Source organism: Streptomyces sp. NPDC048560 (assembly GCF_040650955.1).
Taxonomy (GTDB): domain Bacteria; phylum Actinomycetota; class Actinomycetes; order Streptomycetales; family Streptomycetaceae; genus Streptomyces.
Genome location: NZ_JBEZIJ010000011.1, coordinates 192,842 through 216,719, shown reverse-complemented (window position 1 = coordinate 216,719; position 23,878 = coordinate 192,842). Strand labels below are relative to the sequence as shown.

Genomic DNA, 23,878 nt, shown 5'->3' with positions numbered 1-23,878 from the left:
CGGGGGCGGCCGCCGAACCCGGTGGCCGCCCCCCGATCGCCTCCGGGCTCGACGCCGCCCGGTTCGTCCTACTGTCCGGCCAGGTCCAACGCGTACTCGGGCCACCACTCGCCCGCGTTCGGACCGCCCTTGCAGTTGCCGTCCGACTCGCCGGGGCGCTTGATCCACAGGTAGGCGTCGACCAGTTCGTCACCGGTCTTCGTCGTCGGGGCCTCGCCCAGCGCGCGGCCCGGCGGGTTGCACCAGTTCTCCGCGGGGTCGCCGCCGTCGTACGGGCCGTTCCCGTTGCGGCTGGTGTCGATCACGAACGGCTTGTCGCCGACCTTCGCCGAGAGCCGCTTGCCGAAGTCCGTACTGGCCGCCGTGGTCTGGAAGTTGGACACGTTGACGGCGAAGCCGTCCGCGTCCCCCACCCCCGCCCGCTGAAGCGGCTCGAACAGCGCGTCGGGGCTCTGCCAGCCCGCGTTGCCCGCGTCCACGTACACCGTCGTGCCGGGCTGCCGCTTCAACCGCTGCACCGCACCCTTGAGCAGGTCGTAGCGCTCCTCGTGGAACTCCTGCGGGGTGCAGCCGTCCACCAGGTGCAGCAGCGCGTCGGGCTCCAGGATCACCGTGGCCCGGCGGTCGCCGACGCCCTTGGCGACGTTCTCCACCCAGGCCCGGTACGTGTCCCCGTCGGACGCGCCGCCCTTGGAGAACTGCCCGCAGTCGCGGTGCGGGATGTTGTAGAGCACCAGGAGGGCCTCCCGGTCGGCCTTCTCGGCCGCCTCGGTGACGCCCTTCACCTCGCCCTCGGGATTGTCAGGGCCGATCCACTCACCGACCGGCTGCCGCGCGATCTTCCTGATCAGCTCGGCGCTCCTGCCCTCGCCGTCATCGGCGTAGCCGGCGACCTGCCGGGCCGCGGTGCCGTCGGGATCGACCCAGAACGGGGCACTGTCCTTGGGCTGCTGACCGATCGCGGCAGGCGCGCCTGCCTTCTTCTCGTCGTCGGACGAGGAACATCCCGCCAGGAGCAGGACGGCGCCGATCGCGGCCGCCGTTCCGGTCCGCAGACCGGCTCCCGGGCGCATGCGCGCGCCGGACCGGCCGGTGTAACTGCCGTACATCCACTCCCCCTCGGGTGCACTGGTCGCACTGGTCGCATCCGTTGCCGGCCGCGCCGATGTACTCCCGGTCCCGTCCATCCTGACACAGCGGGCCCGGCCTTCAGCCGGTACCTCGATATCCGGACATCCCGTCAAAACTGCTGGGATCCGCGGGCATCCGCGTGCCTACAGTGTCGGACAGGCTCCCGACCTCCCGCACCGTGCCCGGCCACTCCCGCAGCCGGGTCACCAGCGGTCGAGGACCGGCCCGGCCGACGGCTCCGAGGGGGAGCGGGGCTGTCGGCCGGGCCAGGTGTCCACGCTGGACCGTGCGTCAGGCGGGACGCTTCGCTCCCGCGCTGTCCTGGCCCGTCAGATAGGCCGAGACGACGACGTTGGCCGTGTAGGAATGCGACTCCCTGTCGTAGGTGCCGCCGCAGGTGATCAGCCGGAGCTCCGCCCGGCCGTCCTCGCGGGGGCCGTACGCCTTCCGGGCGTCGAAGCGCTCCCGGGTGAAGACCTGCACGTCGTCGATGGTGAACACCGCGACCGTGCCGTCGGACCTGGTCACGCGGACCTTCTCGCCCGGGCGGACGGCGCTGAGCCCGTAGAACACGGCGGGCTTCGTCTCCGTGTCGACATGGCCGACGAAGAGCGCGGCGCCCTCGGTACCCGGTTCGGTGCCGCTGCCGTACCAGCCGACGGTCTGCGGCTTCGCGTACGGCGGCGGGTCGATGGCCCCGCCCTTGTCCAGGCCGCGCCGGACGACGGGGGCCTCGACGCCTATCGACGGGATCTCGACCCGCTCGGGCGCCGCTCCGTCGAGCGGCTTGTGCGCCGGCGGGAGCGGCGCGCCCAGAGGGCGCCCGACCGCCGCGACGTCACCGGTGGTGGGGGCGGAGCTGCCGCCCGGACCGTCGGTGATCTCACGGCCCCAGAGCCACAGGCCGAGCAGGAGCACGGCCCAGGCGACTCCGGTGAGCAACCGCCCGGTGCCTGCCGGGCGGTTCGAGGCGGACACGCGTCAGTCCGTGGCCGAGCGACGGCGCCGCGCGCTGCGGAAGGCGACGGCGACGGCCGCGACGGCCCCGAGGACCAGCCCGGTCACGGCGTGCCGTGTGCCGGGACCGTCCTGCTCGGCTGCCTGGTCGGCGAGAGTGGCGGTGCCACCGCCACCGGCCCTGACGGGTGCGATGGGTGTGGGCTGCCTGTGGTGGACGACGGTGAGCTTGCCGGTGGCCTTGCCCTTGCCGCCCTTGCAGTTCACCCAGACGTCGTAGTCGCCGGGTTCGGCGTCGGAGCGGATCCTGGCTTCGGCGAACAGGCCTTTGTCGTCGGCGGGAGCGAAGTGGGCCTCCGAGACGAAGGCGTCGGAGTTGCCTTTGGCTTCCTTGCCTTTGCCACAGATGTCGACCCAGAGCTCCACCTCCCCGCCGGGGGCTATGGCAGAGGGAGTCACCGAGACCCTTCCCTGGGGCTCGGAGTCGGCCAGTGCGGCGGTCGTGGGCAGCAGAGTCGCCGCGACCGCCGCTGCGGCACAGAACGTGAGGGGCAGTGAACGCATGGTGAACCTCCTTCTGGCAGGTTCACCCGCGCGTCGGCATTTCGCATCCGCAGGACGCGGGAGCCGGTCGCGACGCGTGCCGCACCGGCCCCCGAGAACCCGTGTCAGGGCAGGTCGACGAGGTCCACCAGGTCGGCGATGGAGTCGACGACGGTGGACGGCCGGAAGGGGTACCGGTCGATGTCGGCCAGGGAGGTGAGCCCGGTGAGGACCAGGAAGGTCTGCATCCCCGCCTCCAGACCCGCCAGGACGTCGGTGTCCATCCGGTCGCCGATCATGGCGCTGGTCTCGGAGTGGGCACCGATGGCGTTGAGCCCGGTCCGCATCATCAGCGGGTTGGGCTTGCCCGCGAAGTAGGGGTCCTTGCCGGTGGCCTTGGTGATCAGCGCGGCGACGGAACCGGTGGCGGGCAGCGGGCCCTCGGCGGAGGGGCCGGTCTCGTCCGGGTTGGTGCAGATGAAGCGGGCACCGCCGTTGATCAGCCGGATCGCCTTGGTGAGCGCCTCGAAGCTGTAGGTCCGGGTCTCTCCCAGCACCACGTAGTCGGGTGCGTGGTCCGTGAGGATGTACCCGATGTCGTGCAGCGCGGTGGTGAGTCCCGCCTCGCCGATGACGTAGGCCGTGCCGCCCGGCCGCTGGTCGTCCAGGAACTGTGCCGTGGCCAGCGCCGAGGTCCAGATGTTCTCCACGGGCACGTCGAGGCCCATGCGCTTGAGGCGGGCGTGCAGGTCGCGCGCCGTGTAGATGGAGTTGTTGGTGAGCACCAGGAAGGGCAGCCCGGAGTCACGCAGCCGCTTGATGAAGGCGTCGGCACCGGGGATCGGGGTGCCCTCGTGGATGAGGACGCCGTCCATGTCGGTCAGCCAGGATTCGATCGGCTTGCGCTCTGCCATGGGACGGGCTCCTGCCGTACGTACGGTGCACGCGAGGTGCGGGACGCCGGCGGCACCGCGCTGTGCAGCGCCGACGTCCCCGATTTTAGGCGTGCCGTCCGACCGGGCGGAACTCTCGGGTCACCACGAGCTGATCTTGGCGTCGTCCACCACCCAGTACCAGTTGTTGCTGCCGGTGCGGTGGAACCGGAGGCTCACGGTGCCGGGCGGGTGCGGTGGCGGGCCGGGTGCGGTGGCGGCGTCTACTCCTGCTCGCGGCGGGCGCGTCCGGCGCGGGCCATGAGGGCCGCCCCGCCGATGATCAGGACTCCGGTGGCGAATCCGAGCGGGATCGCCGGGTCCTGTCCGGTCCCGGCGAGCTCGGGAAGGGGGTTGCCCGCGGCGTCGCGGCGGGGGGCCGGGTCGGGGGCGGGGGCCTTGTCCGGCGAGTCGGAGGCGGCGGGGCGGTCCGGGTCGGTGCCGGTACCGGTGGTGCCTGTGGTGCCTGTGGTGCCTGTGGTGTCGTCCGGGTCCGTGGCCGTACCGGTGTCCTGGTCGGAGGCGGCGGGACGGTCCGCGTCGGTGCCGGGATCGGTGCTGGGATCAGTGCCGGGATCAGTGCCGGGGTCGGCGCGGGGGTCGGCGCGGGGGTCTAATTCCTTTCGCGCGCCCGGGGCGCCCTCGACGATGACGAAGGGGTAGCCGCCCGATTCCCCGACCCATTCGCCGTCGCGTGCCTTGCTCCGATGGACGACGGCGGCGTTGAGGGTGACCTTGCCGGGCTCGGTGTCGGAGGTGAAGGCCATGCGGACCTGGACGGTGACGGTACGTCCGGCGGGCACCGTGAACCCCGGGAAGTCCTCGTCCTCCTCGCCCCCTCCGAAGACTCCGATCTGCTCGTCCCGGTCCGTGGTCTCCCAGGTGACGCGGTACTCGGCGTCGGGGTCGGCGCGCTTGTTCCGCTCGGAGAACTCCAGCTGGATCTGGTCGGCGGCGAGCTTCCGGTCGTGATCGGTCAGCACGAGGACCGGGTGGACGGCGCGGCACGGCTCGGAGGTGGTGTTGGTCAGGTCGAGGAACCAGGTCCCGTAGCCGCCGCCTGAGGCGTACGTGTCCGGGCCGCCGTGGATGCGGGTCTCGATGGGGAACTCGTCGGAGTTCGGGTCACCGCAAGGGGGTTGCCGGCCGGCGCTGACGGAGGACGCGGCGGCTCCGGCGGGGGCGGCTCCGACGAGGAGGACGGCTGCTGCGGCGATACCGGCGGCGGGGCCGAGGGTGCCGAGCGTGATGAGTGCGCGGCCGTCGCGCAGCCGGGCGGGGGGTTTGGGTGGCATAGCGGGTCACCCTTCACTGCTGGCGGGGCGGTGGTCGGCGACGTTGCCACGCGCGCGCGGGTGGAGGGGGCCGACATGCGGGTGGGGTCGCCCGTACGGAGCCCTTGTGCCCGTCGTCCGGCCGTGTCCCTTTGTCCTCAAGCGCCGGACGGGCTGCCCTCCCCGCGCGGTCCTGCGGGCACCGCCTTGTCCTCAAGCGCCGGACGGGCTGCGTGTGGCGCACCGCCTGCGTACGCACCGTTTCGTCCGCGATCGCCGGACGGGCTCATGGTGGCGCTCACCGCCCCACGCGGGCACCGGTTCCGTCCTCAACGCCGGACGGGCTGAGAAAGAGGCGCCGCACATCCGCAGCACCCCCTTCGCCCTCAAGCGCCGGGCGGGCTGAATTACTGCCCCTTCGAGCTTGGGGGCACGGTCCCGTCCGCTGTCAGGCCCCAGGGGGCGGGTCCGTTACGCGGCCGAATACGGGAGCCAGGACCAGTTGGGCCGCTCCCTCCGCGACCGGGCGGTCGCCTCCGCCGGCGACCGTGACCGGGGTCGGGCGCCGGCCCGAACCGTCGCGGCGGGCCCGGTCCTCGATGACCGCCCGGACACCCCGTACGTACGCCTCCTCGTCCGCCGCGACGAGCCGTCCCCCCAGCACCACCCGGTCGATGTCGAGCAGGCCGACCAGATTCGCCGCGCCCGCCCCCAGCACCCGTACCGCCTCCGCGACATCGCCCCGCGCCACCGCGGCCAGGCACAGGGCCTCGATGCAGCCGCGCCCGCCGCACCCGCACGGCGGGCCGTCAAGCTGCAGCGTCTGGTGGCCGAACTCCCCCGCCCCCGTCCGCACCCCCCGGTGCACCTCGCCCCCGAGCACCAGGCCCGCGCCCAGGCCGGTCCCCAGGTGGAGGTACGCGAAGTCGCTCCCGCCCGGCTCCCGCAGGGCCAGGCCGAGGGCCGCCGCGTTGGTGTCCTTGTCGACGACCACCGGCAGACCCGTCCGCGCGGCCAGCGCGTCCCGCAGCGGGAAGCCGTCCCACTGCGGGAAACCCGTCACCCGGTGCAGTACCCCGCCCCGGTGGTCCAGGGGCCCCGGCATGGCGACGCCGAGACCGAACACCGGCCGCCCGCCCGCCGCACCCGCCCCCATGCCCCGTACTCCTTCGGCCGCCTCCGCCGCGACCGCGACCACCTCGTGCGCAGGGGCGCCGAGGTCGAGGGGTGACGTCCGGGCCGCGACCGGCGTGCCTGCCAGGTCCACCAGGACGGCCGTCAGCTCGTCCCGGTCCAGGTGGAGCCCCACCGCGAATCCCGCGTCCGGGACCAGTCGCAGCACCGTGCGCGGCTTGCCACCGGTCGACGCGCGGTGGCCCGCCTCCGCCGCCAGCCCCTCGGCCCGCAGCCTGGTGGTGATCTTGCTGACGGCCTGGGGGGTGAGCCCCGTCCGCTCGGCGAGCTCCAGCCGGCTGATCCCGCGCTCGCCCGCCACCCGCAGCAGATCCAGCACGAGCGCGGCGTTGTGGTGGCGCAGTGTCGGGAGGTTGGCTCCGCTGCCGCTCCTGGTATTGCTTCTGTTCACGACCCCATTGTCCCCGCCGCTTGCACTTTGGCAACAGCGTTGCTTAAGTGGCAGGCATGACTGGGAACCCCACTGCCCCGCTCCGCGTGGCACTCGTCGGATACGGCCTGGCCGGCTCCGTCTTCCACGCCCCGCTGATCGCCACGACCGAGGGCCTCGTCCTGGACACGGTCGTCACGTCGAACGAGGAGCGGCGGGCGCAGGCCCTCGCCGAGTTCCCTGACGTACGGATCGCGGCCTCGCCCGACGAGCTCTGGCCGCGCGCGGACGAGCTCGATCTGGTCGTGATCGCCTCGCCCAACAAGACCCACGTCGCGCTCGCGACCGCCGCGCTCCGCGCCGGTCTGCCGGTGGTCGTGGACAAGCCGGTCGCGGGCACCGCCGCGGAGGCGCGGGAGCTCGCCGCGCTCGCCGACGAGCGCGGCCTGCTGCTCTCCGTCTTCCAGAACCGCCGCTGGGACAACGACTTCCGCACCCTCGCCCGGCTGATCGACGACGGCGAGCTCGGCGACGTACAGCGCTTCGAGTCACGGTTCGAGCGGTGGCGTCCGCAGACCAAGGGCGGCTGGCGCGAGTCCGCCGACCCGCTGGAGATCGGCGGGCTGCTCTTCGACCTGGGCAGCCACGTCGTCGACCAGGCGCTCACCCTCTTCGGCCCGGCGGTGCAGGTGTACGCGGAGTGCGACGTACGCCGTCCGGGTGCTGTGGCCGACGACGACACCTTCCTCGCGATCACGCACGTGAACGGGGTGCGCTCGCACCTCTACGTCAGCGCGACCACGGCCCAGCTCGGCCCGCGCTTCCGTGTGCTCGGCTCCGCTGCCGGATATGTGAAGTACGGCCTGGACCCGCAGGAGGGCGCCCTCCGCGAGGGCCTGCGTCCCGCCGCGGGCGAGCCCTGGGGCGAGGAGCCGCGGGAGCTGTGGGGCCGGCTCGGCTCGGGCGAGTCGCCGCTGACCGGCGGCGGCATCCCGGTCCCCTCGCTCCCCGGCGACTACCCCGCGTACTACGCGGCGGTGGCAGCCGCCCTGCGCGGAACCGGAGAGAACCCGGTGACCGCCCTCCAGGCCGCGGCCACACTGGACGTGCTGGAGGCCGCCCGCCGCTCCGCGCGCGAGGGCACCTCCGTGACCCTTCTCCCCCACCCCACCGAGGAGCACTCCGCATGAGCCCCACCGCTCCGACCATTTCCGAGCTCATCGCCCAGGAGCGCAGCCTGACGCTGCCGCACTTCAGTTACGACGACGCCTACACGCTCGGCGGTCTGCTGGTCGCCCTGGCGCGCGCCCGGCACGCGCCGGTCGCGATCGACATCCGACGCGGCGCCCAGCAGCTGTTCCATGCCGCTCTGCCCGGTTCGACCGCGGACAACGACGCCTGGATCGACCGCAAGCGGCGGGTCGTCGAGCGGTACGCGGAGAGCTCGTACCTGGTGGGGACCCGTTTCCGGGCGAAGGGCACCACGTTCGAGGAGTCCTCACGGCTGGACCCCGACGTCTACGCCGCGCACGGCGGCTCGTTCCCGATCGCGGTCGAGGGCGCGGGCGTGATCGGCTCCGTCACGGTCTCCGGTCTGCCGCAGGCGGAGGATCACGCGCTGGTCGTCGAGGCGCTCGAACAGTTCGCCACGAAGCTCGGCGGCTGACCGGCCGACCGGCTGACTGACCGGCCCGCTGACCGGCCGGACGGCGAAGCTCGCGCGGAACGGGACAGTCGCGGGCGGGGCCGGCCGGGCCGGCGGGCGCCGGTGGAAGACGATCACCTGTCGGAGGGGCAGCACGCCGAGGTGCGGCCTCGCGAAGGCTGACGGGCCGGCCCCGCCGGAACCATGATGTTGCACGGGTCTGGTTGTTGCAAGCTCTTCGCAATAGAGCGCCGTCAGGGGCCTTCGAAGATCACCCGCGTGCAGCGGGCAGCCGTGCAGCGGGCGACGGGCGGGCCGGGAGACCTCTACGCTTCCCCGCCCACCCGCCGGCCTACGGAGAGACTGAGCCCTCCGACCTTTCCGTGCTCGGCAGGAGCTGTCAGGCGCCCCGCAGTGCAGCGGTCAGGCGTCCTTCAGCTCCTGGCGCTGCCGCCCGAGCCCCGCGACCTCCAGCTCGACGACGTCGCCCGCCTTCAGATACGGCTTGGGCTCGGGCTGCCCCATGGCGACACCGGCCGGCGTACCGGTGTTGATGACATCGCCCGGGTACAGGGTCATGAAGTGGCTGAGATAGCGGACCACCTCACCCACCGGGAAGATCTGGTCGGCCGTGCTGCCGTCCTGCTTCAGCTCGCCGTTGACCCAGAGCCTCAGCGACAGCGCCTGCGGGTCGGGCACCTCGTCGGCCGTCACCAGCCAGGGACCCAGCGGGTTGAACGTCTCGCAGTTCTTGCCCTTGTCCCAGGTACCGCCGCGCTCGATCTGGAACTCGCGCTCCGAGACGTCGTGCGCCGTCGCGTAGCCGGCCACGTGCGCCAGCCCCTCCTCCGCCGACTCCAGGTAGCGAGCCGTACGCCCGATGACGACGGCCAGCTCCACCTCCCAGTCGGTCTTGCGGGAGGCGCGCGGTACCAGCACCGTGTCCTCGGGACCCACGACGGTGTCGGGTGCCTTGAAGAACAGGATCGGCTCCGTCGGGATCGCGGCGCCGGTCTCCGTGGCGTGGTCGTGGTAGTTCAGCCCGATGCACACGATCTTGCCGATCCGGGTGAGCGGCGGCCCGACCCGCAGCCCGTCCGCGTCCAGCTCGGGCAGCTCACCCGACCGGGCCGCGGCGCCGATCCGGGCGAGCGCCGGCGCGTCGGCGAGCAGCGCGCCGTCGATGTCACCGACGAGCCCCGACAGGTCTCGCAGGGTCCCGTCCCGGTCGAGCAACGCAGGGCGTTCCGCGCCCGCCGTACCGACTCGAAGCAGCTTCAACGGTTCATCTCCCCTTGGTCGAGATCGAGCCCGTCGGTGGTTGCGGCCATCGAGAGGCTTGGCCGATCCTCCAAGACATCGGATCACCTGGCAAGACCCTGTTCACACACTGGACCGGCGCTCCGCCCGTCCGCTTACGCCGCGGTGGCCATGGCGGTGTCCGGAGCGGTCATGTCGCGGTACAGGAAGGCGCGCTCGATGGCGGTCCAGGTGGTGCTCGTGACCACGTAGAGGGCGGCGGCGAGCGGTACGAACGCCACGGTGAACAGCGTCATGAAGGACATCAGCGGCATCAGCTTCGTCATCGCTCCCATGCCGGGCACGGGCTGCCCGTCGGGGCCCGTGGCGGGAGTCATCGGACTGGCGGCCATCTGTCGCTTCGTGCGGCCGTAGTTGAACGTGGCGACGGCCGCGACGATCACGAAGAGAGCCAGGTAGACGAGCCCCTGAGCGCCGAACACCCCGCCCTCGCCGAGGGCGTCGTGCCAGCGGGCGCCGAGCGGGGCCTCGAAGAGGCGGTGGCTGAGGAGGGCGTTGGGCTCGCCGCCGATCCGGGCGCTGGAGAAGAGGTGGTACAGCAGGAAGAACGCGGGCATCTGGAGCAGGCTCGGCAGGCACCCGGAGAGCGGGGAGACCTTCTCGGACGCGTGCAGTTCCATGAGCGCCTTCTGCATCCGCTCCGGGTTCTTGCCGTGCTTCTCGCGGAGTGCGGAGATCTGCGGCTGGAGCCTGATCCGGGCCTTCTGGCCCCGGGCCGCAGCCCGGGACAACGGGTGCACGGCGAGCCGTACGAGTGCGGTGAACAGGACGATCGCGGCGGCGGTGGACGCCGTCTGGAAGAACGGCTGGAGCAGGTCGGCGAGCGAGCCGACCAGGCTCGCGAAGGCGGACATGAAGGCGGACATGGGTGAGCCCTCCGGGGGTCTCGTCGTGCCAGGAGTACGTCAGCGGTACGCGGACGTGCGTACGGACTCGGCAGGACGGCCCACGTGGGTGCACACGCACCTGTGGTTCCCGGGTGCGGTTGAAGCCCCTACGCGGCCGTCAGGAGGGCGCGCCCGGGTGCGCGGGGCCTCGTGCGGCCCCGGGCGTCGGGGTCCCGCTGGGGCAGGAACGCGGTGCGTTTCTCCCGGTCGCGGATGGCTGTGCGGACCCGGGTGCGGGGCACCGGGGCGGCGCAGCGCGCGCTGATGACGGCGGAGGCGAGGAGGGCGGAACCGGCTGCGGCGGTGGCGGCGAGCGCGACCGCGGCGGAGAGGCTGCCGCCTTCGGCGAGGAGGACCTCGGTGAGGAAGAGGACGATCAGACCGAGGGGCCGGAGCAGCCGGGCGAAGGCGCCACGGAGACGGTTCGCGTCACCCATCGGCCCCTCCTTCACCACAGTCACCACGGTCACGGTCCCAGGGGGCGCGCGCACACGCGTTCGCCCCTCACGTCGTTATACATGATGCCTCAGCCGGACCCGGGCGCTCCCGCGAGCGCCTTAAGGTTCAAGCCATGAGCAGACGGGGCCCGACGCTCGAAGACGTCGCGCGGGAGGCGGGGGTGTCCCGGGCGACGGTGTCGCGGGTCGTGAACGGGGTGCGCAACGTCGATCCCGGTATCCAGGATCTGGTCCGCCACGCGATCGACCGGACCGGATACGCCCCCAACCGGGCGGCCAGGGCCCTGGTCACCCGGCGCGCGGGGAGTGTGGCGCTCATCGTGTCGGGCGTGGGCGACGCGGTCGCCGCCCGGGTGTTCGCCGACCCGTTCTTCGGCCGGGTCGTCAGCGGGGTCCTGGGGTATCTGCGGGCACGCGGCACGCACCCGGTCCTGATGTTCGCCGAGTCGGAGCAGGCGCGGGAGCAGGCGGTGGACTATCTGCGGCAGGGCGGCGCGGACGGCGCGCTGGTCGTCTCGATCCATGGCGCCGATCCGTTGCCGCAGCTGCTCGCGGACGCCGGGGTGCCCACCGTCCTCTTCGCCCGTCCGGACCGGCCGCAGCCGGTCAGCCATGTCGACCTGGACCACTACGCGGGAGCCCGGCTGGCCGCCGAGCACCTGCTGGCCAGGGGCTGCCGTTCCATCGCCACGATCCGCGCGCCGCTGGACATCCCGGCCGCCCTCGACCGGCTCGGCGGCTTCCGCGACACCCTGGCAGGCGCCGGACAGCACCACCCGCCGGTCGAGGAGGGCACGTTCACCCTCGCCAGCGGCGCGGAGGCGATGACCAGGCTGCTGGCGGACCACCCCGGCATCGACGGGGTGTTCGCGGCGAACGATCTGATGGCCCAGGGCGCCTGCCAGGTCCTGCGCGAACAGGGCAGGCGCATCCCGCAGGACGTGGCGGTCGTCGGCTTCGACGACTCGGCCGTCGCCGCGACGTGCCGGCCTCCGCTGACCACGGTGCGCCAGCCGGTCGAGCGGATGGCCGCGACGATGGCCGAGCTGCTGGAGGAGCAGGTACGGGGCGTGCGTACCGAGCCCGCGTCCATGCTCTTCGCCCCGGAACTCGTCGTCCGGGAGTCCGCCTGAGATGTGCGCGTGGACCTCCGGGGCTGTCCGTCAGGCGTGCTCCTGCCGGTGGGCGCGGATGATCTCGGCGTACCGGTGGCCGCTGCTCTTGATGGTGCGGGTCTGCGTCGGGTAGTCGACGTGGACGAGACCGAAGCGCGGCTCGTAGCCGTAGGCCCACTCGAAGTTGTCGAGCAGGGACCAGGCGTAGTACCCGGCCAGTGGCGCGCCCTTGCGGACCGCGCGGGCGCAGGCGGCCACGTGCTGCTCCAGGTAGCGGGTCCTCTCCGGGTCGTGGACGGCGCCGTCGGGGCTCCTGCTGTCCGGGAAGGCGGAGCCGTTCTCGGTGACGTAGATCCGTCCGACCCCGTAGTCGTCCGTGAGGCGCATCAGCAGTGCCTCCAGGCCGTCGGCGTCGATCTGCCAGTCGAGTCCGGTGCGCGGTACGTCCGGCAGGCGGATCTCCCGGGCGTAGGGGGCGGGGCCCCCGGGGTCGTCGGTGACGGTCGTGGGGAAGTAGTAGTTGAGGCCGTGCCAGTCGAGGGGCGCGGCGATCGTGTCGAGGTCGCCGGGGCGTTCGGGCAGCTCGACCCCGTACAGCTCACGCATGTCGGCCGGGAAGCCCCTGCCGTAGACGGGGTCGAGCCACCAGCGGTTGCTGTGTCCGTCCATGCGGACGGCCGCCGCGATGTCCTCGGAGCGGGTGGAGGCCGCCGCCACCGTCGAGTGGTTGGTGACGAGACCGATCTGCGCGCCGGGGGCCGCCGCGCGGATCGCCTGGGTGGCGAGGCCGTGGGCGAGCAGCAGGTGGTACGAGGCGCGGACGGCGGTCGTGAGGTCGCTGACGCCCGGGGCCATGCGGCCTTCGAGGTGGCCGATCCAGGCGGAGCAGAGCGGCTCGTTCAGGGTGGCCCACTGGGTGACCCGGTCACCGAGGCGTCCGGCGACGGCTGAGGCGTACGCGGCGAGGTGTTCGGCCGTGTCGCGTTCCGCCCAGCCTCCCCGGTCCTGGAGCGCCTGCGGAAGGTCCCAGTGGTAGACGGTGACCGACGGGGTGATGCCGGCGTCGAGGAGTCCGTCGACGAGCCGGTCGTAGAAGTCGAGTCCGGCGTCGTTGACCGGTCCGTCGCCGCCGGGGAAGACCCGGGGCCAGGCGACGGAGAGGCGGTAGGTGTCGGCGCCGAGCCGCTTCATGAGGGCGATGTCCTCGGGCCAGCGGTGGTAGTGGTCGCAGGCCTCGTCGCCGTGGTCGCCGTTGTCGACCTTCCCCGGCGTGTGGGAGAACGTGTCCCAGATGGAGGGGCCCCGGCCGTCCGCGGTGACGGCGCCCTCGATCTGGTAGGCGGAGGTGGCGGTGCCCCAGGTGAAGTCCCGGGGAAAGGCGGCAAGGTCGATGGGTGCGGACACAGAGGACCTCTCAGGGGTGTGCGAGGGGGAGGGCAGCGTCTCGGGAGTCATGTGAGTGCTGCGGCTACTTGACGGCGCCGGCGGTGAGGCCGGTGACGAGGTAGCGCTGGAGGAGGAGGAATCCGGCGACGACGGGCACGCTCACGACGAGCGAGGCGGCCATGATCTGGTTCCAGTACACGTCGTTCTGGGTGGAGTAGCCCTGGAGGCCGACGGCGAGCGTCCGGGTGGCGTCGTTGGTCATGACGGAGGCGAAGAGCACTTCGCCCCACGCGGTCATGAACGCGTACACGGCGACGGCGACGATGCCGGGGATCGCGGCGGGCACGATGACGCGGAACAGCGCCCCGAGCGGTCCGCACCCGTCGACCTTGGCCGCCTCGTCGAGATCCCGGGGTACGGAGTCGAAGTACCCGATCAGCATCCAGATGGAGAACGGCAGCGAGAACGTCAGGTAGGTGAGGATGAGCCCGGCCCGGGAGCCGAAGAGCGCGATGCCGGTGGCGTTGCCGATGTTGACGTAGATGAGGAAGAGCGGCAGCAGGAAGAGGATGCCGGGGAACATCTGCGTCGACAGGACGGTCACGGTGAAGACGCGCTTGCCGCGGAAGCTGTACCGGCTGACGGCGTAGGCCGCGAAGACGGCGATGACGACGGACAGGACGGTCGCGGAGCCGGCCACGATCAGCGAGTTCATGAAGTAGTCGGCGAGCGGGACGGTCTCCCAGATGTCGAAGTACGGGCGCACGGTGAGCCCCGAGGGGATCCACTGGAACTTCCCCGAGACGTCCTGGAGCGGCTTGAGCGAGCTCGACACCATCACGAAGACCGGCAGGACCACGAACAGCGTGAGGAGCGACAGGAAGATCCGCCGGCTCCACAGGAACGACTGCGGCGGAGCCATGGGTGAGCGGGTCCGCTGCCGGGAGTGGCTAGACATCGGTGGCCTTCCTTCCCCGTGAGGTGAGGAGGAGGTAGAGCCCCGTGACGACCAGCAGGAACAGGAGCAGCAGGACCGACATGGCGGAGCCCGTACCGAAGTTCCAGGTCTGGAACGAGGACTGGTAGATGTGGATCGAGATCAGGTCCGCCGACTCGGGCGCCGACTTGCCGAAGAGCACGAACGGCGTGTTGAAGTCGTTGAAGGTCCACAGGAACAGGACGAGGACCAGGACCTGGTTGACCGGGCGCAGAGAGGGCAGCGTGATGCGGCGGATCTGCTGCCAGACTCCGGCGCCGTCGAGTGCGGCGGCCTCGTAGATCTCCCGGGGGATGTTCTGGAGCCCGGCCATCATGATGAGGAAGGCGAAGGGCCAGCCCTTCCACACCGCCACGACGAGCAGGGTGACGAAGCTGTTCTCGCCGATCAGCCAGAACGGCGGACTGTCGGTGAGCCCCAGTTGGTCGTGGATCACGTGGTTGATGAGGCCGTTGTCCCGCTGGAACATGAACGCCCAGGTGATGACGGCCGCGTAGACGGGCAGCGCGTACGGGACGAGGAACAGGGTGCGCAGGAAGCCCCGGCCGCGGAAGCTCTCCTGCATGAAGATCGCGGCGGCCGTACCGAGGAGCCAGCACAGGGCGACCGAGGCGACGGTGAAGACGCACGTGGTGACGAAGGACTTGAGGAGCGCCTCGCCCACGGGGGCGTCGAAGTCGACCGCGAGGGCGTAGTTGTCCAGGCCGGCCCAGGGCGCGGTGGTCCAGTCGCGGAGGTAGAACTGGGTGAGTTCCCTGAAGCTGACCACGATGCCGATGATCATCGGCACCAGGTGGACGAGGAGTTCCAGCAGGACGGCGGGGAGCAGCAGCAGGTAGGGCAGGCTGATACGGCGCAGCCGCCCGGAGCGGCGCCTGCGGGGCGCCGCTCCGGGGTTGTCCTTCGGTGCTGTCCGCGCGCCCGCACGTTCGGGGGCTGCGGTGGTGGTCATGGGGGTGTCCGCACTCACTTCTTGGGCATCTGCTGCTGGGCCTTTTCGAGCTTCGCCTTGACCGACGCCTCGGTCACCGGGCGTCCGGCGGCGGCGTCGGCGAAGAGCTCCTTGACCGCGGTCCCGACGACGGTCTCGAACTGGGACTCCTCGGGGACCTGCGGCAGCGCGGCGGCGCTGGTGGCGAGGGTCTCCCTGAGGACGGTGAGGGCCGGGCCGTTGAACGCCGGGTCCTCCTGGGCCGCCTTGACCGGCGGGATGGAGCCGTACGCCTTGTTGAGGACCGTCTGCTCCTCGTCGCTGGTCATGAACTTCACGAACTTCGTGGCGCCGTCGATGTTCTTGGTGTTCTTGAAGACGGCCATGTTGATGCCGGCCACCATGGAGTTGGTGCCGGCGCCCTCGCCGGGCGTGCCGAACTGGACCGGCGCGGGGGCGACGCCCCACTCGTCCTCGCTCATGCCCTGGGACTTGAAGGTGGCGGACGCGGTCTGCCACAGGACCATCGCGGTCTTGTCGGTGGCGAAGTCGCTGAGGGACTGGTTCTGCGCGTACTCGGCGTTGCCGGGCGCGACGATCTTGTCCTTGGCCATCAGGTCGACGTACTGCTTGACGGCGGCGACGGCTCCCTCGGAGGTGAAGTCGGCCTTGCCGTCGGGGGTGAAGAAGTCCGCGCCGTGCTGCTTGCCGAGTACGAAGACCTGGTGGATGTTGTTGGAGAGGTTCGAACCTTCGGCGCCGAGGCCCCACTTGCCGTCCTTGGACAGCTTCTTGCCGGCGGCGGCGACGTCGTCCCAGGTGACGGGGGGCTTGGTGATGCCCGCGTCCGCGAACATCTTCTTGTTGTAGTAGAGGGCGTACGCCATGGAGTAGAGCGGTACGGCCGCGGGGTCCTGGCCCTCGACGCCGGTCGAGCCGAGTGCCGACTCGACGAAGCGGTCCTTGCCGCCGATCTTGGCGAAGTTGCCGGAGTCCCAGGGCAGCAGCGCGCCGCTGGCCTGGAGCGAGGCGCTCCAGGTGTTGCCGATGTTGAGGACGTCCGGGCCCTGGCCCGAGGTGGTCGCCGTGAGGATCCGGTTGAGCAGGTCACCCCAGGGCACCACCTCCAGCTTCACCTTGATGCCGGTCTCCTTCTCGAACTTGTCGAGCTCCGGCTGGAGGACCTTCTTGTCGACCTCGAGGCTGGCACCCTGGTTGGAGGCCCAGTACGTGAGGGTCTTGGGCTGCTCGTTCGACCCGTCCGCACCGGACGATCCGCCGCCACAGGCAGCCGCGGTGAGAACGAGCGAGAGGGTGACGGCACCGACGGCCGCGGCTCGGCTTCTGCGCATGACGACAGGGGCCTTTCATGAAGGGCGGGTGTCGGAGGGGAGATGGGCCGGAGCAACGTCCCGCGTTCGGACCCTGAAGGCCCCCACGACTTAATTTAGGATGTGAGTTAAACCTCAAGCGAAGGTCGCGTCAAGGGTCTTGGCACCTGTAGGTTGCGGGTAGGAACTTCAGGAAGAGGGGGCAGGGTGAAAGTGCGCAGTGGCCGTACGGTGCGTGACCTGCGGCGGGAAAACCGCACCGCCGTTCTACAACGGTTGTATTTCGACGGGCCACTGAGCCGCTTCTCGCTCGGTCCCGCGACCGGCCTCAGCTCCGGCTCGGTCAGCAACGTGGTGGCGGAGCTCGTCTCGGAAGGGCTCGTGGAGGAAGCGGGCAGCGTCGACTCCGGCGGCGGACGCCCGCGCATCCTGGTGCGCATCAGCCCCCGGTGCGGCTACATGATCGGCGTCGACGTCGGGGAGACCCGCGTACGGATCGAACTCTTCGACCTCGCCCTCACCGAGCTCGCCCGGGTCGAGAAGCCGCTCACGGGCGACCGCGTCGGCCGTAACACCCGGTACGACGTCGGCGTAGTCGTCGGCCACCTCCTCGACGGCATCGCGGAGGTCCTGGAGCGGGCGGACATCCCCACGGACCGGCTCCTCGGGGTCGGCATCGGGGTGCCGGGCATCGTCGCGCGGACCCCCGAGGACGGTGCCGTGGTGCACGGCCAGACCATCGGCTGGGACGCGGTGCCGCTGGAGCGGCTGCTGCGTGAGTCCGGGCTGCTGCCCGAGACCGTGCCGTACTACATCGACAACGGCGCAAAGACGCTCGGCCAGGCCGAGATGTGGTTCGGGGCCGGCCGCGGCGCGCAGAGCGCGGTGGTCGTGCTCTTCGGTTCCGGCGTCGGCGCGTGCGTGGTCTCCGACTCGATGCGCCCGGGCCGGGCGGTGGAGTGGGGGCACCTGACGGTACGGGTGCGCGGGCGCCGCTGCCGCTGCGGGGCCCAGGGCTGCCTGGAGGCGTACGCGGGAGCCGAGGCGCTCCTGCAGCGCTGGGCGGAGGCGGGTGGACGCCCGCCCGAGGGCGCGGACGAGGAGACGGCACTGACCGCGATGCTCGCCGCCGCCTACCCCGGGGAGAGCGAAACCGGCGCGGACGGTGCGGGCTCCGGCGGCAGGGGGGCGGCGCGCGAGGCCGATGCCACCGCGCTGGCCGTCCTGGAGGAGACCGCGGAGTACCTCGGCGCGGGCTTCTCCGACCTCATCAACCTCTTCCAGCCCGAGCGGATCCTCGTCGGCGGCTGGGCGGGGCTCCAGCTCGGCGCGCGCTTCCTGGAATCCGTACGCACCTACGCGACCTCCTACGCCCTGTCCTACCCGGCCTCCCACGTGCGCATCGATCTCGGCACCCTGGGACCCGACGCCGTCACGGTGGGGGCGGCGATCCTGCCGCTCGCCGACTTCTTCGCACGCGGCGGCCGCGCGCAGGAGACCGGCCCGGAGGAGCCCGCCCCCGCCTGGCGGGCGACCCTCCAGCAGCGCGCGGCCCACTGACACACGGCCGCCCCCTCCCCCGGCGAGGGTGAGGGGGCGGCCGGACTGCTGGTGGATCAGGGCAGCCGGTACTCAGCGTTCAGTACCGCGCCCCTCTCCGGACGCGACTGGTCGTAGCCGCGCGGGTCGCACTGGAGGCCGCCCACGATGCAGTGGTCGACCATGGCCTTGAGGGTGCGCTCCTCCCACGCGTTGAAGAAGTCGTAGTGGAAGGAGTAGCCGCGGCCACTGGCCAGGCGGACCTGGCTCATGTCGCCGTTGACCGGCCACGCCATCTTGAACTCGACCATCGGCAGGGCGACCGGGTGGGAGGCCGGGCACATGTTGTCGTTGGTGCCGGGCTTGACCACCGGATAGGACATGTGGCTCTGGTGGTCGGGGGTGTCCAGGTGCAGGCCGTTCCAGCAACTGGGGGCCTGCATACGCAGGTTGAGCTGTACGTCGGGCCGGCTCGGACAGCTCGCCGGGATGTCGACGTTGAAGAAGCTGTCACCGCATTCCCAGCCCTCGACGAAGCCCTTGTGGCCGCGGAACTCCTGGGCGCTCTGCATCGGGTTGCCGACGACGAACCGCAGCCCCTTGGGGAAGGGCCGCACGCTCCGGTAGTCGGTCACGCCCGCCTTGTAGTAGATGACCTGCGGGCCCACCGGCAGGATCTTCTGGTCACCCTTGTACAGCGAGGGCATCCAGTACGCCGAGGCGTCCGCGGGCGCCTTGCAGGTGGTGTTCCCTCCGTAGAGCGATCCGGTGGTGCTGGCGGCGTTGGTGGAGGTGTTGCCCATGAACGTGTGGTCATGGGACTTGCCGAACTGGCCCGGGTAGACGATCGGGTCGTCCTGCGCCGTGTGCGTGACGGAGCAGTTGGCCTGGAACTCGTGGAAGTAGGCGGGCGGCGGTGTCGCCGAGGACGGTGTCACGCCGGTGACAGGGGGCACGGCCGGTATGTAGCCGTCCCCGTCGGCGTCGTCACCCGATGCCTGGGTGGACAGCGCCATGGTGTGCCCCGTGTGGACCGCTGACGTCGCTGTCGTACGGGTGCTCGTCGCGTCGTCCGGGCCCGCGGCGGCGGCGATCGTGCCGATGCCCAGGACGCTCGCGACGAGTGCGGTGCCGAGAAGGAGTGCGGGGAGCCGTTGCGTACGTAACCTCATGGGTGTTTCTCCTGCCTTTCGGTCGGGCCGGGCCGGTGCGGTGCGGCCGGCGCGGTCAGCTGTAGACGCCGAACTCGTGGAGCGAGTAGCCCCAGCCGGTGCCGCGCGCGGTGAGCTGGAGCCGTACGTGGCGGGCCGTCTCGTCGAGCGCGATCGTGTCCACGTCGCCGTTGCCGGCCGCCGTGGTGTGGACCGTCCGCCAGGTGGTGCCGTCGTCCGAGACCCGGACCTCGTACGCCTTCGCGTACGCCGGGTCCCAGACGAGCTGGAGGGTGCGCACCGGGACGCGTGCGCCCAGGTCGACCGAGATCCACTGCGGATCGCTCCAGTCGCTGGCCCACCTGGTGCCGGTGTCGCCGTCGGTGGCCTTCGAGGCGGGGCACGGGCAGTCGCCGTACGACGCCTGCGCGCTGGAGGCGGTGGTGGGCTTGTTCAGGGCCACGTTCGTGCCGGTCATCGGCGGGGCGACGACCTTCACCGACTTCGTCTCGATGCCCGCGTTGCCGCGGCCGTCCTCGGCCTGGATGTAGACCTTCCACACGCCGAGCTTCTCGGGCGCGGTGACCGCGAAGGTGCCGTTGCCGGTGGACCTCCACTGCGCCTCGACGAGCCGCTTGTCGCCACTGGCGTAGTTCCCGCTGAGGAAGATCTTGTACGTGATCTGGTCGTTGTCCGGGTCGGCGACGTTGGCGCGGACCGTGAACTCCTTGCCCGCCGGGGCGGACCCGGCGGGCGTGACCGTCATGCCGCTGATCACCGGCGGGGTGTTGTCGCCGGCCGTGGAGCCCGTGTACGCCTTCTTCACCGCGTAGTACGAGAGCCGCTTGAGCCCGTCGGGCACGAGGTTGAACCAGACCCCGCCGAAGTCGTGCTCGGTGCCGTAGTGGAAGAGCGTGGCGCCCAGGGCGACGCCCTGGTGGCCGGTGACGCACTCCCACGTCTTGGCGTATCCGGCGGCCTTCTGGACGTCGGTCGGCTCGTCGGGCACGCCGTTGGCGTCGTCGGGCACCTCCCACTCACCGGCCGGGCCCGCCTCGGTGATCAGGTAGGGCTTGTTGTAACCGCCGTCGATCCAGTCCTGGCGCACTCCGCAGATGTCGCCGTAGGCGTTCATGGAGTACAGGTCGAGGTCCGGGGCGTTGCGCTTGTAGTACGGCCACGCACCCGTCCAGGCGTCGGTCGAGGTGACCGGGTGGTCGGGGTCGATCGTGTGGATCTTCTTCGCGACGTCGTTGACGAACGTCGTGTACGCGTTGCGCTGCGCTTCGAGTTCCGTACCGCCGTAGCAGTTCTGGAGCCCGAGGACCGACTCGTTGCCGACGTTCCACATGAGGGTCGCGGGGTGGCTCCGGTAGGTCTCGACCCACTTCGCGATCTCGGTGAGCATGGTGCTCTTGTACGCCGTGTCGGTGACGTAGTTCGCGCAGCCACCGCTGCCGGGGCCGCCGCCGGGCTGGAGCCAGAAGCCGTTGACGACGCGCAGGCCGTTCGCGGCCGCCGAGTCGAGGAGCGGCTTGGTCCCGGCGTCCGTGCCCCAGGTACGGATGGTGTTGACGCCCATCGACCGTACGTCGGGGAGGTACTTGGGCGCGTCGGCGATGGCCGGGCCCCAGGTCAGGCCCTTGACGGTGTAGGGCGCGCCGCCGACGGTGAGCTGCCAGTTCCCCTGGGAACCCGCCACGCGCACGGCGCCGCCGGCGGGGGGCTGGGTGGTGCCCTCGCTGCCGTAGACCTGGAACTCCCACAGGGAGTAGCCGTAGCCGCTGGAGCGGGTGGTGCCAAGCATCCGGACGTAGCGGCCTGAGCCGGTGAGGGCCAGGTCGTCGGTGCCGCCGTCGGAGTCGGTGACCTTCTTGGCGGTGGTCCAGTCGGTGCCGTTGTCCGAGACCTGGATCTCGTACGCCTTGCCGTAGGCACCCTCCCAACTGAGGACGGCACGGCTGAGGTTGTACGTCCTGCCCAGGTCGATCCGGATCCACTGGGCGTCGGACCACTGGCTGGCCCAGCGGGTGCCGGTGAGGTTGCCGTCCACGGCGAGAGCGGCGGAGTACCCGTCGCCCTCCGAGGAGGAGGCGGTGACGGCCTTGCCCTGGGAGAGCAGGGCGTCGGCGGCGCGCGCCTCGGTCGGCTGGGCGACGACGGTGAGGGAGGTGGCGAGCAGGGCGGCGAGGGTGAGGGTGAGCGCGGGTCTGCGCAGGGAGAGCATGGCGGCTCCAGTGGGGGTGGGGGGGGCGGGGGTGGGGGCGGGGGGGGGGGGGCGGGCGCGGGGGGGGGGGGGGGGGGGGGGGGGGGGGGGGGGGGGGGGGGGGGCCCCCGCCCCGGGGGGGGGGGGCGGCCACCGGGAAGAGCGATCAGCGCGGGCGCGGGGCCCTCACCGTCAGGGGAAGGAGACGAGGTTGGACGGGACGGTCGTGGTGCCGGCCGGGACCGTGGAGGCACCGGTGTTGTTGATCACGTGGTTGTAGTGGCCCATCCCGCCGAGGGACACCACGAGCAGGCTGTGGAACTTCACGCCCGGCTTGACCGGGGCCTTGAAGCCGTGGTCCTGGCGGATGCTGGGGTCGGAGGTGAAGTTGCAGTAGCTGCCCATGCCCCAGCCCTCGTGGACGTTCACCGAGTCGTCGACGCGGTAGGCCGCGTACCCCTTGGTGTCGCCGTTCTGGATGGCGGCCTGGTTGGGCGCGTCGTACGCCTTCTCGTTCTGGTAGAAGATCGTCCGGCCGCGCTCGCCGTACCACTCGACGTCGTACTTGTTGAAGTGCTCGACGAACAGGCCGGTGGCCAGCACGTCGTCGCCGTACACCCGGACTCCGTAGTCGGCGCGGTTGGTCTCCCAGCCGACGCCGTCGCCGTGGTCGGCACGCCACACCCAGGTGTGGTCGATGATCACGTCATCGCTGTACACGGCGATGGAGGTGGTCGCCTTGCCGGCGTGCGCCCCGCCGATGCGGACGTAGACGTCCTGGACCGTGGTGGGGTTGGCGGCGTGGTCCGCGGAGGAGTTCTGCGCGCCGAGCTCCAGCAGGGTCGGGGAGTTGACCGTGCCGGCGTCGATCAGGAAGCCGGCCAGCTTGACGCCGTCGACGTCGGCGACCTTCATCGCGGTGACGCCGTTGTCGGGGATGACCGTCGCCAGGCCGAGGCCGAGGACGACGGTGTTGGCGCGGTTGACGTTGATCGTCTGGTCGACGTGGTAGACGCCGGGGGTGAAGAGCAGGTGCAGGCCCTGCGACAGCGCCTGGTTGATGGTGGCCGCGGTCGCGCCGGGCTTGACCAGGTAGAACTTGTCCAGGCCGATCGACTCGCCCTGCGGGGTGCCGTTCCAGGAGACGCCTCGGGCGTTGTCGCGCTTCGCCGGGACGAAGACCTTGTAGGTGTTGCCGTCCAGGTAGAGGAACGGCTTCTCACGCGAGATCGGGGTGTTCTGGAGCGTGGTGTACGTCGGGTTCGGGAAGCCGGTCGCCGGGGCGCCCTCGACACCGGAGAAGGTCTGGTTCCAGACGCCGTTGGACCAGCCGCCGATCGCGCTGTCGCGGGTGTACCACTGCTGCTGCGAGTAGTTGCCGATCTGGCCGTCGATCTTGGAGTCGGCGATGTAGCCGCCCGAGGCCCAGCCGTAGCCGTTCGGCGCGAGGTTGAGCCCGCCCTTGACGTGCATGCGACGGAAGGACGAGGCCTGCGAGACGGCCCAGCGGTTGGTGCCGTTGACCGGGTTGAGTGCCAGGTTCTCCGCCGAACGCCAGAAGTTCTGGGTGGCGTTGCCGTTGAACCAGCCGGCGTCGACGGTCACGTCACCGTTGATGGTGGTGTCGTCGGGCTTGAGACCGAGGCCGGAGATCGAGGTGTAGAACCCGATCTGGGCGTTGAGGTTGTTGTAGGTGCCGGGCTTGAAGAAGAACTGGTGCCTTCCGCCGCCGAACTGCGCCGACTCCTGCTGCTGGAACACCTGGTCCAGCTTGGTCTGGATGCCGGGTGTCGACGGGTCGAAGACGTGCACGTTGGGGCCGAGGTCGCCGCCGCCGGGCAGCTGCGGGCCGCCGGTGCCGCTCTCGCCGTACACCTTGAACTCCCAGAGTGAGTAGCCGTACTGGGTGCCGCGCGTGGTGCCGTACATCCGGATGTAGCGGGCCTCGCCCGTGACGGCGACGGTGTCCGTGCCTCCGTCGCCGGTCGTGGTCTGGTAGGCGGTCGACCAGTCGGTGCCGTTCGTCGAGAGCTCGATGCGGTAGCTCTTGCCGTACGCCGCCTCCCAGTCCAGGACGACCTGACTGACCTGCGTGGTCGCGCCGAGGTCGACGCGGATCCACTGCGGGTCCGAGTGGGCGCTGGACCAGCGGGTGGCGCCGTTGCCGTCCACGGCGGAGGCCGCGAGGGTGCCGCCGTTCTCCTCACTGGACACCGTCACCGGCTTGCCCTGCGACAGGAGGACGGGCGCCGCCTGGGCGGCGGAGGCGGGGAGCAGCGCGAGAAGGGTGCCGACGAGTGCGCCGATGACGGTGCCCGCGATGCCTCGGCGAGCAGTTCTCGGGGATGTTGCGCGGGGTGGTGCGGGCACACGTGTGCCAGGTGCGGGCATGGGGGGTCTCCTTGAACAAGACTGGATGGGAGAGCGCTCTCCGGAACCTTGCCCGCCCCGGTTCGCACGGTCAATAACTCCGACAGGACTTTTCTTTCGTCTTTCATTAAGACGCAACAC

20 protein-coding genes are annotated in these 23,878 nt (G+C 71.2%); 4 read left to right on the top strand and 16 right to left on the bottom strand.

All coding sequences use genetic code 11. The annotated features are described in order from the left end of the window. Positions 1-68: 68 nt before the first annotated feature. From AB0C82_RS27955 to AB0C82_RS27930, 6 genes are all read right to left on the bottom strand, one after another. Positions 69-1,109 (bottom strand): glycoside hydrolase family 6 protein, encoded by a 1,041-nt coding sequence (locus AB0C82_RS27955; RefSeq protein WP_362846981.1) that lies wholly within the window; start codon positions 1,107-1,109, stop codon positions 69-71. A 313-nt stretch (positions 1,110-1,422) separates the two neighbouring features. Next, positions 1,423-2,109 (bottom strand): class F sortase, encoded by a 687-nt coding sequence (locus AB0C82_RS27950; protein WP_362846979.1) that lies wholly within the window; start codon positions 2,107-2,109, stop codon positions 1,423-1,425. A gap of 3 nt (positions 2,110-2,112) precedes the next feature. After that, a complete protein-coding gene (locus tag AB0C82_RS27945; RefSeq protein WP_362846977.1) occupies positions 2,113-2,652 on the bottom strand; it encodes a hypothetical protein in 540 nt (179 codons plus the stop codon). 104 nt (positions 2,653-2,756) lie between these two features. Continuing rightward, positions 2,757-3,545: an HAD-IIA family hydrolase gene (locus AB0C82_RS27940; RefSeq protein ID WP_362846975.1), complete on the bottom strand. Its 789-nt coding sequence runs from the start codon at positions 3,543-3,545 to the stop codon at positions 2,757-2,759. Between the two features lie 242 nt (positions 3,546-3,787). Beyond that, entirely contained in the window at positions 3,788-4,858 is a 1,071-nt protein-coding gene (locus tag AB0C82_RS27935) for a peptidase (protein ID WP_362846973.1), read from the bottom strand. A gap of 427 nt (positions 4,859-5,285) precedes the next feature. Continuing rightward, positions 5,286-6,422, bottom strand: coding sequence for an ROK family transcriptional regulator (locus tag AB0C82_RS27930; protein WP_362846971.1), 1,137 nt, complete (start codon positions 6,420-6,422; stop codon positions 5,286-5,288). 56 nt (positions 6,423-6,478) lie between these two features. Here AB0C82_RS27930 and AB0C82_RS27925 point away from each other — a divergent pair, with 56 nt between their 5' ends. Next, entirely contained in the window at positions 6,479-7,591 is a 1,113-nt protein-coding gene (locus AB0C82_RS27925) for a Gfo/Idh/MocA family oxidoreductase (protein WP_362846969.1), read from the top strand. Then, on the top strand, positions 7,588-8,067 hold the full coding sequence (locus AB0C82_RS27920; protein WP_362846968.1) for a heme-degrading domain-containing protein: 480 nt from the start codon (positions 7,588-7,590) through the stop codon (positions 8,065-8,067). Before AB0C82_RS27925 ends, AB0C82_RS27920 begins: the two co-directional genes overlap by 4 nt. Positions 8,068-8,469: 402 nt before the next feature. On the opposite strand, the gene AB0C82_RS27915 is transcribed toward AB0C82_RS27920, so the two are convergent. From AB0C82_RS27915 to AB0C82_RS27905, 3 genes are all read right to left on the bottom strand, one after another. Beyond that, a complete protein-coding gene (locus AB0C82_RS27915; RefSeq protein WP_362846966.1) occupies positions 8,470-9,327 on the bottom strand; it encodes a fumarylacetoacetate hydrolase family protein in 858 nt (285 codons plus the stop codon). Positions 9,328-9,461: 134 nt separating this feature from the next. Beyond that, positions 9,462-10,232 (bottom strand): YidC/Oxa1 family membrane protein insertase, encoded by a 771-nt coding sequence (locus AB0C82_RS27910; RefSeq protein WP_362846964.1) that lies wholly within the window; start codon positions 10,230-10,232, stop codon positions 9,462-9,464. A gap of 128 nt (positions 10,233-10,360) precedes the next feature. Next, positions 10,361-10,690, bottom strand: coding sequence for a DUF6412 domain-containing protein (locus tag AB0C82_RS27905; protein ID WP_362846962.1), 330 nt, complete (start codon positions 10,688-10,690; stop codon positions 10,361-10,363). Between the two features lie 134 nt (positions 10,691-10,824). On the opposite strand from AB0C82_RS27905, the gene AB0C82_RS27900 reads away from it, so the two are divergent. Continuing rightward, a complete protein-coding gene (locus AB0C82_RS27900) occupies positions 10,825-11,844 on the top strand; it encodes a LacI family DNA-binding transcriptional regulator (protein ID WP_362846960.1) in 1,020 nt (339 codons plus the stop codon). Positions 11,845-11,874: 30 nt separating this feature from the next. On the opposite strand, the gene AB0C82_RS27895 is transcribed toward AB0C82_RS27900, so the two are convergent. The 4 genes from AB0C82_RS27895 to AB0C82_RS27880 all read right to left on the bottom strand — a co-directional run bounded on the left by AB0C82_RS27895 (position 11,875) and on the right by AB0C82_RS27880 (position 16,492). Further along, on the bottom strand, positions 11,875-13,230 hold the full coding sequence (locus AB0C82_RS27895) for a GH1 family beta-glucosidase (protein ID WP_362846958.1): 1,356 nt from the start codon (positions 13,228-13,230) through the stop codon (positions 11,875-11,877). Between the two features lie 64 nt (positions 13,231-13,294). Then, a complete protein-coding gene (locus tag AB0C82_RS27890; protein ID WP_362847230.1) occupies positions 13,295-14,134 on the bottom strand; it encodes a carbohydrate ABC transporter permease in 840 nt (279 codons plus the stop codon). A 28-nt stretch (positions 14,135-14,162) separates the two neighbouring features. Continuing rightward, complete coding sequence (locus tag AB0C82_RS27885; protein ID WP_362846956.1) at positions 14,163-15,161, bottom strand: sugar ABC transporter permease; 999 nt, start codon at positions 15,159-15,161, stop codon at positions 14,163-14,165. Between the two features lie 14 nt (positions 15,162-15,175). Further along, positions 15,176-16,492 carry a sugar ABC transporter substrate-binding protein gene (locus tag AB0C82_RS27880; protein ID WP_362846954.1) on the bottom strand — a complete coding sequence of 439 codons (1,317 nt, stop codon included), beginning with the start codon at positions 16,490-16,492 and terminating at the stop codon, positions 15,176-15,178. A gap of 186 nt (positions 16,493-16,678) precedes the next feature. Here AB0C82_RS27880 and AB0C82_RS27875 point away from each other — a divergent pair, with 186 nt between their 5' ends. Next, entirely contained in the window at positions 16,679-18,031 is a 1,353-nt protein-coding gene (locus AB0C82_RS27875) for an ROK family transcriptional regulator (protein ID WP_362846952.1), read from the top strand. A 56-nt stretch (positions 18,032-18,087) separates the two neighbouring features. On the opposite strand, the gene AB0C82_RS27870 is transcribed toward AB0C82_RS27875, so the two are convergent. The 3 genes from AB0C82_RS27870 to AB0C82_RS27860 form a co-directional block, all read right to left on the bottom strand. Next, entirely contained in the window at positions 18,088-19,182 is a 1,095-nt protein-coding gene (locus AB0C82_RS27870) for a DUF1996 domain-containing protein (protein WP_362846950.1), read from the bottom strand. Positions 19,183-19,237: 55 nt separating this feature from the next. Then, positions 19,238-21,388 (bottom strand): discoidin domain-containing protein, encoded by a 2,151-nt coding sequence (locus tag AB0C82_RS27865; RefSeq protein WP_362846948.1) that lies wholly within the window; start codon positions 21,386-21,388, stop codon positions 19,238-19,240. A gap of 171 nt (positions 21,389-21,559) precedes the next feature. Further along, entirely contained in the window at positions 21,560-23,758 is a 2,199-nt protein-coding gene (locus AB0C82_RS27860; RefSeq protein ID WP_362846946.1) for a discoidin domain-containing protein, read from the bottom strand. Positions 23,759-23,878: the final 120 nt, after the last annotated feature.

Coding starts and splice junctions, on each gene's coding strand:
- AB0C82_RS27860 (WP_362846946.1), bottom strand. CDS start 23,758: ATGCCCGCACCTGGCACACGTGTGCCCGCACCACCCCGCGCAACATCC.
- AB0C82_RS27935 (WP_362846973.1), bottom strand. CDS start 4,858: ATGCCACCCAAACCCCCCGCCCGGCTGCGCGACGGCCGCGCACTCATC.
- AB0C82_RS27865 (WP_362846948.1), bottom strand. CDS start 21,388: ATGCTCTCCCTGCGCAGACCCGCGCTCACCCTCACCCTCGCCGCCCTG.
- AB0C82_RS27925 (WP_362846969.1), top strand. CDS start 6,479: ATGACTGGGAACCCCACTGCCCCGCTCCGCGTGGCACTCGTCGGATAC.
- AB0C82_RS27880 (WP_362846954.1), bottom strand. CDS start 16,492: ATGCGCAGAAGCCGAGCCGCGGCCGTCGGTGCCGTCACCCTCTCGCTC.
- AB0C82_RS27940 (WP_362846975.1), bottom strand. CDS start 3,545: ATGGCAGAGCGCAAGCCGATCGAATCCTGGCTGACCGACATGGACGGC.
- AB0C82_RS27900 (WP_362846960.1), top strand. CDS start 10,825: ATGAGCAGACGGGGCCCGACGCTCGAAGACGTCGCGCGGGAGGCGGGG.
- AB0C82_RS27905 (WP_362846962.1), bottom strand. CDS start 10,690: ATGGGTGACGCGAACCGTCTCCGTGGCGCCTTCGCCCGGCTGCTCCGG.
- AB0C82_RS27910 (WP_362846964.1), bottom strand. CDS start 10,232: ATGTCCGCCTTCATGTCCGCCTTCGCGAGCCTGGTCGGCTCGCTCGCC.
- AB0C82_RS27945 (WP_362846977.1), bottom strand. CDS start 2,652: ATGCGTTCACTGCCCCTCACGTTCTGTGCCGCAGCGGCGGTCGCGGCG.
- AB0C82_RS27955 (WP_362846981.1), bottom strand. CDS start 1,109: ATGTACGGCAGTTACACCGGCCGGTCCGGCGCGCGCATGCGCCCGGGA.
- AB0C82_RS27890 (WP_362847230.1), bottom strand. CDS start 14,134: ATGGCTCCGCCGCAGTCGTTCCTGTGGAGCCGGCGGATCTTCCTGTCG.
- AB0C82_RS27920 (WP_362846968.1), top strand. CDS start 7,588: ATGAGCCCCACCGCTCCGACCATTTCCGAGCTCATCGCCCAGGAGCGC.
- AB0C82_RS27870 (WP_362846950.1), bottom strand. CDS start 19,182: ATGAGGTTACGTACGCAACGGCTCCCCGCACTCCTTCTCGGCACCGCA.
- AB0C82_RS27885 (WP_362846956.1), bottom strand. CDS start 15,161: ATGACCACCACCGCAGCCCCCGAACGTGCGGGCGCGCGGACAGCACCG.